The organism is Pseudocitrobacter sp. 73 (assembly GCF_008369545.1).
In the GTDB taxonomy this organism is placed as follows: domain Bacteria; phylum Pseudomonadota; class Gammaproteobacteria; order Enterobacterales; family Enterobacteriaceae; genus Pseudocitrobacter; species Pseudocitrobacter vendiensis.
Genome location: NZ_VTZO01000035.1, coordinates 26,410 through 34,753 on the forward strand (window position 1 = coordinate 26,410; position 8,344 = coordinate 34,753).

General features: G+C 56.1%; 7 protein-coding genes and 3 tRNA genes. 1 reads left to right on the plus strand and 9 read right to left on the minus strand.

Translation table 11 applies throughout. The features are described from left to right. Positions 1-57 precede the first annotated feature (57 nt). The 6 genes from hfq to nnr form a co-directional block, all read right to left on the minus strand. Positions 58-369: an RNA chaperone Hfq gene (gene hfq, locus F0Q32_RS24080; protein ID WP_015966213.1), complete on the minus strand. Its 312-nt coding sequence runs from the start codon at positions 367-369 to the stop codon at positions 58-60. 84 nt (positions 370-453) lie between these two features. Further along, on the minus strand, positions 454-1,404 hold the full coding sequence (gene miaA / locus F0Q32_RS24085) for a tRNA (adenosine(37)-N6)-dimethylallyltransferase MiaA (protein WP_015966214.1): 951 nt from the start codon (positions 1,402-1,404) through the stop codon (positions 454-456). Further along, positions 1,397-3,247, minus strand: a complete 1,851-nt coding sequence (mutL, locus tag F0Q32_RS24090) for a DNA mismatch repair endonuclease MutL (protein ID WP_149464974.1) — start codon at positions 3,245-3,247, stop codon at positions 1,397-1,399. The genes miaA and mutL overlap by 8 nt, the downstream gene beginning before the upstream one ends. Before the next feature lie 9 nt (positions 3,248-3,256). Next, positions 3,257-4,606 (minus strand): N-acetylmuramoyl-L-alanine amidase AmiB, encoded by a 1,350-nt coding sequence (gene amiB, locus F0Q32_RS24095; protein ID WP_149464975.1) that lies wholly within the window; start codon positions 4,604-4,606, stop codon positions 3,257-3,259. 16 nt (positions 4,607-4,622) lie between these two features. Then, positions 4,623-5,084, minus strand: coding sequence for a tRNA (adenosine(37)-N6)-threonylcarbamoyltransferase complex ATPase subunit type 1 TsaE (gene tsaE, locus F0Q32_RS24100; RefSeq protein ID WP_149464976.1), 462 nt, complete (start codon positions 5,082-5,084; stop codon positions 4,623-4,625). Next, positions 5,077-6,603: a bifunctional ADP-dependent NAD(P)H-hydrate dehydratase/NAD(P)H-hydrate epimerase gene (gene nnr, locus F0Q32_RS24105; protein ID WP_149464977.1), complete on the minus strand. Its 1,527-nt coding sequence runs from the start codon at positions 6,601-6,603 to the stop codon at positions 5,077-5,079. The genes tsaE and nnr overlap by 8 nt, the downstream gene beginning before the upstream one ends. Between nnr and queG the strand changes: the two genes are divergently transcribed. Continuing rightward, positions 6,602-7,741, plus strand: a complete 1,140-nt coding sequence (queG, locus tag F0Q32_RS24110) for a tRNA epoxyqueuosine(34) reductase QueG (RefSeq protein ID WP_149464978.1) — start codon at positions 6,602-6,604, stop codon at positions 7,739-7,741. The two genes, nnr and queG, sit on opposite strands and share 2 nt — an antisense overlap. A gap of 269 nt (positions 7,742-8,010) precedes the next feature. Here the strand turns inward: queG and F0Q32_RS24115 are convergent. From F0Q32_RS24115 to F0Q32_RS24125, 3 genes are all read right to left on the minus strand, one after another. Continuing rightward, a tRNA-Gly gene (locus F0Q32_RS24115) sits at positions 8,011-8,086 on the minus strand. 37 nt (positions 8,087-8,123) lie between these two features. Further along, positions 8,124-8,199, minus strand: a tRNA-Gly gene (locus F0Q32_RS24120). Positions 8,200-8,236: 37 nt separating this feature from the next. Beyond that, positions 8,237-8,312, minus strand: a tRNA-Gly gene (locus tag F0Q32_RS24125). Positions 8,313-8,344 lie beyond the last annotated feature (32 nt).

An 8,344-nucleotide genomic window follows, 5' to 3' on the forward strand; every position in this document is an offset into this window, starting at 1 on the left:
AAAATACCAGCGGGGAACCGGGTAAACCAGGCTCCCCGACCGGGAAACAGCGTTAACTTATTCTGTGTCGTCGCTGTCTTGCTGCGCAGTGGTAGAACCCTGCGCGTTGCTACCATGATGGTAGTTACTGCTGGTGCCGCCGCCAGCGTTATTGCTGTGATGAGATACCGGACGGGACGGAACAACAGTGGAAATTGCGTGCTTATAGACCATCTGGCTGACCGTGTTTTTCAACAGGATCACGAACTGGTCGAAAGACTCAATTTGACCTTGCAGCTTAATACCATTCACCAAATAAATAGAAACCGGAACACGCTCCCGACGTAGTGCGTTCAGGAACGGGTCTTGTAAAGATTGCCCCTTAGCCATTCTCTCTTTTCCTTATATGCTTATTTGTACTTAGAACCCACAGGTCCTTAAAATTGCGCACGAATACGGTTCAATTGTACACATTCAGTCTACACAATCACCAACTACCTGTATTACTTCGTTGAACGCCTGTTCAGGTTGTTCGCTATCTAACCAGTGAACCCCATCCCAACCGCGCAACCAGGTCACCTGGCGCTTGGCTAACTGTCTCGTGGCGCAAACTCCTCGATAAACCATTTCATCGTACGAGATCTCGCCTTCGAGGTATGACCACATCTGGCGATATCCAACACAACGAATGGAAGGCATATCCGTATGCAAATCTCCACGGGCAAAAAGCGCCCGCACTTCTGCTTCAAAACCTGAAGCTAACATCTGATGAAAACGCTGCTCAATGCGCTGATGGAGCAGTTCACGGCTCGCCGGGGCGATGGCGAACTGATGCACCTTGTAGGGCAGAGCGTCTCCTGACGTTTGCGTCAGTTCCGTTAAAGTTTTACCCGAAATGAAAAAAACTTCCAGTGCCCGGGAAAGTCTTTGCGGATCATTTGGATGAATCCGCGCAGCGGCAACCGGGTCAATTGACTTAAGTTGCTCGTGCAGCGCTGTCCACCCCTGCTCTGCTGCCTGTTGCTCAATTCGCGCTCTGACCTCGGGATCTGCCGATGGTAACGGCGACAATCCTTCCAGCAACGCCTTGAAATACAACATCGTTCCGCCAACCAGAAGCGGGATACGCCCTGCAGCGGTAATCTCAGCCATTTCGGCCAACGCATCGCGGCGGAAATCCGCGGCAGAGTACGCCTGTGCCGGGTCGAGAATGTCTAACAATCGGTGCGGCGCGGCTGACAATTCCTGCGCGTTCGGCTTGGCCGTCCCGATATCCATCCCTCGATAAATGAGGGCGGAATCAACACTAATCAACTCTACAGGTAAAACTTTACGTAATTCGATAGCCAACGCCGTTTTACCGGAAGCGGTTGGCCCCATTAAAAAAATTGCCTTTGGCAGGCGAGCCTCGGTCACGTCACTCATTTCTCAGGGCGTTCATCGCAGAATCTAAATCAACAGGTTGTAACAGACCACCTGGAGGTGCTTTGACCAGCTGTGGGCAGAGTCGTTCAACATCCGCCAGCATCGCGATAGCCTGAGACATGTTCCATTGAACATGCTCGCTCGCCAGGTTACGGGCCAGCCATTGGGCAATATCACCCGCCTCAACCTGACTTTGTTGCACCAGATAGCCTATCAGTTCAGGAATCAAGTTTTGTAAATTTTGTTGGCGTAAGGGTAAAGGCACAGCGCGAACGGTCACGTGCTGGCCTTCTGCCAGAATATCAATGCCTAACGAGGCGAGTTGCGGCTGCGCCGTTTGCAATGCCTGGCTTTCGACATCGCTCGCTTTCAGGCGCAACGGAATCAACAGCGGCTGCGCGCAAATCGGCGTTTCACCGGGCGTCAACTGCGCCAGGCGCAGCCAGCGTTCCGCCACGGGCAACGCCAGCAGGCTAAGTTTGCCGCCGCGTTCCAGTAACGCATAACACGGTGGCACAATAGTTAAAACACGACCAAAGCTCTGACTGTGCCCGGCGAGAGACTCCGGCGTCGATGGCTGCGGTTTCTCCGGCGTTTTCGGGGTATCGAGCAACTGACGATAGAGCGCACCCTGCTGCTTCTGGTATCCCGGCTGCGCGTTCGGCCAGCTTGCGCCGCCGCGCGTGCTCACGCCCGAAGACGGTGCATTAAAACGCGGGGCGTCAGGCTCACGCGCCGCCGCAGGTTCAGCGAACTGATTGCGGCCCGCCGCCGCACGGTTTTCCGCAATGGGACGCGGCACGAGCTCGTCGTCATCTTCATCCAACGGCAGCGGCGATTCCAGTTGCTGCTGCAGTACGCTCAGCACGCCCTGATAGATAAAGTCATGCACCAGCCGCGATTGGTGGAATCGCACTTCATGCTTCGCCGGATGCACGTTGACATCCACCTGATGCGGGTCGATTTCCAGATAAAGCACAAACGCCGGCTGCTGATCGGCACCCAGTTTATCTTCGCAAGCCTGGCGAATCGCGTGATTAATCAGGCGGTCGCGCATCATGCGGCCATTCACGTAGCAGTACTGAATTTCCGCTAACGCCGGGGTAGTGTGGTTCGGGTCCGCAACCCAGCCGTGCAGGGTTAAATCACCGTGCTGCCACTCAATTGCCAGCGCGTGTTCAAGAAACGCGGTACCGCAAATCGCGCCCAGCCGACGTTCACGCGGTGAGCCCTGCGCAACCGCGCGGTACTGACGGATCATCTTACCGTTGTGATTAAGGGTGATCGCCACGTCGAAACGCGCCAGCGCAATGCGTCGGATGATCTCATCAATATGATTAAATTCGGTTTTTTCGGTGCGCATAAATTTGCGCCGCGCCGGGGTGTTGTAGAAGAGATCCAACACTTCCAGCGTGGTACCAACCGGATGCGCGGCGGGTTTCACCGTCACGTCCTGGTCGCGCCCTTCCGCATAAGCCTGCCAGGCTTCGGGCTGTTCCGCCGTGCGGGAGGTGAGCGTTAAACGGGCGACGGAGCTGATACTGGCCAGCGCTTCGCCGCGAAAGCCGAGGCTGATAATGGCTTCCAGATCGTCGAGCGAGGCAATTTTACTGGTGGCGTGACGGGCCAGCGCCAGCGCCAGCTCGTCTTTTTTGATACCGCAGCCGTTATCGCGAATGCGGATAAGCTTCGCGCCGCCGCGTTCGATATCAATATCAATGCGGGTTGCCCCCGCATCGAGGCTGTTTTCCACCAGTTCTTTCACCACCGACGCAGGTCGCTCTACCACCTCGCCAGCGGCAATCTGGTTCGCGAGCTGTGGCGGCAGAACCTGAATCGGCATGAAGACTCCTTAGTTAATCAACGTTCCGGTTGATGCGTTGGCGCTGGCAGTCTGGGCCTGATCTTCTCTCGGGCCAGACTGGATCGGATGCGCCTGGAAATAGTTACGCAAGCCGTTGTAAATCGCTTCCGCCAGCTTCTGCTGATAGTCGTCGCTGGCCAGCAGGCGTTCTTCCGATGTATTACTGATAAAACCAGTTTCGACCAGAATCGACGGGATATCCGGCGAGCGCAGTACGCCAAGGCTGGCGTGTTCCGGGCGACGCTTGTGGATATTACCCACGCGCTGTAGCTGGCTTATCACATTGGTGGCGACGTCATAGCCTACGCGCTGGGAGTGGCCGAACTGCAAGTCGAGCACCGCCTGGCTCAGGTACGGGTCGGCCTGGCTATTTGCCAGCACATCGCCCGCGCCGCCCAGCAGCTCGGATTGTTTCTCGTGCTGCTCCAGCCAGCCCGCCATTTCGCTGTTGGCGCGGCGGTTAGAGAGCACCCACACCGACGCGCCGCTTGCTGAGCGGCTTGGCGCGGCATCGGCATGAATCGACACCAGGAAGTGTGCGTTTTGTTTACGCGCCACATCTGAACGCCCCATCACCGAAATAAAGTAATCGCCGTCGCGGGTGAGCACACCTTTAAACATCGGATCGTCATTGAGCAACGTGCGCAGCTTGCGGGCAATGGAAATCGTCACGTTCTTCTCACGCGTGCCGCCAGGGCCGATAGCACCTGGGTCCTGACCACCATGCCCCGCATCAATGGCGATAATCACTTTGTCGCCCGAGGCTACGCGTGTGCGGCTGGCAGGGCGCGAAATCGCCGTATCGGTATTGGTCACCGCCGTGATGCGATCGTTTTGCGTTTTAAACGGATTACGCGCAGGTTCCACCGGACGCGGCGCAGGCGCAGGCGTTACCACCGGCGCTTCAACTCGTTTAGCGATCACCGGTGCAGGAGGCGGCGGCGGAGGGGGAACATCCGCATTAATGGTGAACACCACCGTATAGCTCGCACCGTTTTGCTGTTTCACCGCCTGGGTCTTACCCTTTTGCGTGAGATCGACCACCAGACGTAATGACTGATCGTCTTTTGGCGTACCGGAGTGAATTGCTTTCACCAAATTATTGCCGCTAAAACGCAGCGGCAGCCCCTGAATCACGCCCGTCTGTTTGATATCCAGCGCCACGCTGCGCGGGCCATCCTGGCTGAATGCGTACTCAGGATCGCCCATAAAACTGAAGGTAATGCGCGCCTGCTGATCGCCATTTGAAACCTGAATATCGGATAACGTGGCCGCTGTTGCGCCGACGCTGAACAACATCAGCGCCGCAGCCAGCCAACCTTTTGCGCGTAAAATCATCCCGTGATCCCTAAAATTAACCGGCAAACCGCGCCAGCAGAGACTCACCCAATGAGGAGACAGCGGTTATGCGCGCCTCACGCCCTTGCGCCTGGTAATCTAAGTGTATTTCGATATCCGGTTCAGGCAGTACACCCGCGCCCTGTTGCGGCCATTCCACCAGGCAGATGGAATCATTAGAAAAATAATCGCGGATCCCCATAAATTCGAGCTCCTCGGGATCGGCAAGGCGGTACAAATCAAAATGGTAAACCATCAGTTTATCGAGGGTATACGGTTCGACCAGCGTATAGGTTGGACTTTTGACGTTGCCGCGGTGGCCCAGCGCTTGCAGGAAGCCACGGCTGAAGGTGGTTTTACCGGCGCCGAGATCGCCGTACAGATAGATAACCGTCGCGCCATCGCAGGCTTTCGCCACACGGTCGCCAAGGTTTAAGGTCGCCTGCTCGTCGGGTAAGGGAATCACTCGATTAATCATGGTCTACGTCAATCACATCCGGGTTAACAACACGCCGCAGCGTGGAAAAGAGATCGGTGGCCAGCATACCGCGGGTACCGAAACGCGCCGCGAGTTCATCTGCCGCCGCACCGTGCGCGACACAGCCCGCACAGGCAGCATCATAAAGCGAGAAGGCCTGCCCCAGCAATGCGCCAATGATGCCGGAGAGCACATCGCCCATTCCGCCGCTGGCCATCCCGGCATTTCCGGCGTCAATTAGCGTTATCGCCCCCGCTTCACAGGCCACTACCGTGCCCGCGCCTTTCAGCACCACCACGCCGCCATACCGTTTTACCAGACGCTGCGCAGAAAGTAAGCGATCGTCTTCAATTTCTGACACGCGACAGTTCAGTAACCGCGCGGCTTCGCCGGGATGCGGCGTTAACACGCGATTGTGACGTTTATCGGGATTGATTGCCAGCAGGTTCAGCGCATCGGCGTCCCAGAGCATCGGTTTGTTGATGTTTTCAACTTTACGCAGCGCCTGTTTTCCCCACGCGCTTTGCCCAAGGCCGGGGCCAATGACCACCGCATCCGCCCATTGCAGACTCTCATCAAGAATTTCAGGCGTCAGTTCATGCACCATCAACTCCGGCCTGGCGGTAATAATCGGTGCAACGTTCTCAATGCGAGTAAGCACTCGCACTAATCCTGCCCCCGCGCGCAACGCGGCTTCACCGGTCATGCGTATCGCGCCAGCGGTACCGTGATCGCCGCCGATAATCACCAGTTTGCCGTGGTCCCCTTTATGCGACGTCGGGCGACGCGGCGGGAACCACGCGGTGAGTTGTGACGCATCGGCACGGCTGATATCGGTCGTCTGCGCGTCAAGCCAGCATTCCAGACCTAACGCATGATGATGCAAACGCCCCACGACGTCTCGCGCCTTGCCGGTTAATAAGCCAGGCTTCAGGGCAATAAACGTGAAGGTATGCGTGGCGTGAATCACTGCACCCGGCGTGGTTCCGGTTTGCGCGTTCAGGCCAGAGGGAATATCGAGAGCGAAAATGGGCGCGGAATGCCGATTCGCCAGCTCTATCAGGCGAGCAATATTCTCGCGCGGCGCGCTCTGTAAGCCCGTGCCGAGCAGCGCGTCGATGATAAGGTCGGTCTCTTCCGGCCACACGGTTTGCGGCGAGTGAATCACACCGCCCGCATTCAACCAGGCCTCGCGCGCGGCTTGGGCCTCTTCCGGCAGCGGTTTATCGCTCTCCTGCGCCAGCAGGGTAACGTTGATGCCCGCCGCCTGCGCCAGACGCGCCACCACGTAGCCATCGCCGCCATTATTGCCGTGGCCGCAGAGAATCAGCCAGTTTGTGGCTGTTGGGTACGTGGCACGCGCCAGCGTAAACGCGGCGTCGCCCGCGCGCAGCATCAGTTCAAACAGCGTCATGCCAAGGCTATCCGCCGCCTCTTTTTCTGCGCGACGCAGGTCATCCGCAGCCCACACGGAGTGTGGTATACTTGCAGGGTTTCTCGTCAATGTATGGTCCGTCATGTCACAGCCCCTCGATCTCAATCAGTTAGCGCAACAAATCAAACAATGGGGCACTGAACTGGGCTTTCAGCAGGTGGGTATCACCGATACCGATCTCAGCGCCTCTGAGCCCAAATTACAGGCATGGCTCGACAAACAGTACCACGGCGAGATGGAGTGGATGGCCCGCCACGGTATGATGCGTGCCCGCCCTCATGAGCTTCATCCCGGCACGTTGCGCGTCATCAGCGTGCGAATGAACTATCTGCCCGCCAATGCAGCCTTTGCCAGCACCCTGAAAAATCCCGATCTCGGTTACATTAGCCGCTACGCGCTCGGGCGCGATTATCATAAGCTTCTGCGTAATCGCCTTAAAAAATTGGGCGAGATGATTCAGGAACAGTGCGTCTCGCTGAATTTTAGACCTTTTGTCGATTCCGCGCCCATTCTTGAGCGCCCGCTCGCCGAAAAAGCCGGGATTGGCTGGACAGGTAAGCACTCACTTATCCTCAATCGCGATGCCGGGTCGTTCTTTTTCCTTGGTGAATTACTGATTGACCTGCCCCTCCCCATCGATGAACCGGTAGAGGAAGCGTGCGGACGCTGCGTGGCCTGCATGACCATCTGCCCGACCGGCGCTATCGTGGAGCCTTACACCGTTGATGCGCGACGCTGTATCTCCTATCTCACCATTGAGCTGGAAGGCGCCATTCCGGAAGAATTTCGCCCGCTGATGGGCAACCGTATCTACGGCTGTGACGATTGCCAGCTAATTTGCCCGTGGAATCGTTTTTCGCAACTGACAGACGAAGCAGACTTCAGCCCGCGTAAGGCGCTGCATGCCCCGGAATTGATTGAACTCTTTGCCTGGGATGAAGCCTGGTTCCTGAAAGTCACTGAAGGTTCGCCTATTCGCCGTATCGGCCATCTTCGCTGGCTGCGTAATATCGCCGTTGCGCTGGGCAATGCGCCGTGGAGTGAAGCGGTTATTCAGGCGCTTGAGACGCGCCGAGGTGAGCACCCACTTCTCGATGAACACATAGAATGGGCGATTGCGCAGCAAATTGAGAAACGAAATGCCTGCGTAGTCGAGGTGCAGTTACCGAAGAAACAGCGTCTGGTGAGAGTGATTGAGAAAGGATTACCGCGGGACGCGTAAAACATTCACAGGCTGTGAATAAAAATAAAAAAGCAAAGGGATTCAAAGCACACAGAGAGGTCAAGTGATCGAATTAACATTTTGAAATGTTATTTTTTCACTAATTATCAATAAGATACAAAGATACTATTCACCGTTCGAAGAATTTTGCATTCCAGGAATAGTGCCTGAACCTGTGGATAACTCTGTTCACAAGAGTATTTCAGAAACGAAAAATCGCCCCAGCGAATTAACATCACTGTGGATTTCGATAAATCAGAAAGAAAATTTGGAGCGGGAAACGAGACTCGAACTCGCGACCCCGACCTTGGCAAGGTCGTGCTCTACCAACTGAGCTATTCCCGCTTGGGTGGTGCGTGCTTAGAAAGCACTTTTCAAATTTTGGAGCGGGAAACGAGACTCGAACTCGCGACCCCGACCTTGGCAAGGTCGTGCTCTACCAACTGAGCTATTCCCGCTTGGGTGGTGCATGCTTAAAAAGCATCTTTCAAATTTTGGAGCGGGAAACGAGACTCGAACTCGCGACCCCGACCTTGGCAAGGTCGTGCTCTACCAACTGAGCTATTCCCGCATCATCATGATTTCTAAGCTCTAAACCTGAAA

Excerpts from the sequence above, each read along its gene's own strand:
- hfq (WP_015966213.1), bottom strand. The coding sequence starts at position 369 with ATGGCTAAGGGGCAATCTTTACAAGACCCGTTCCTGAACGCACTACGT.
- miaA (WP_015966214.1), bottom strand. The coding sequence starts at position 1,404 with ATGAGTGACGTGACCGAGGCTCGCCTGCCAAAGGCAATTTTTTTAATG.
- mutL (WP_149464974.1), bottom strand. The coding sequence starts at position 3,247 with ATGCCGATTCAGGTTCTGCCGCCACAGCTCGCGAACCAGATTGCCGCT.
- amiB (WP_149464975.1), bottom strand. The coding sequence starts at position 4,606 with ATGATTTTACGCGCAAAAGGTTGGCTGGCTGCGGCGCTGATGTTGTTC.
- tsaE (WP_149464976.1), bottom strand. The coding sequence starts at position 5,084 with ATGATTAATCGAGTGATTCCCTTACCCGACGAGCAGGCGACCTTAAAC.
- queG (WP_149464978.1), top strand. The coding sequence starts at position 6,602 with ATGTCACAGCCCCTCGATCTCAATCAGTTAGCGCAACAAATCAAACAA.
- nnr (WP_149464977.1), bottom strand. The coding sequence starts at position 6,603 with ATGACGGACCATACATTGACGAGAAACCCTGCAAGTATACCACACTCC.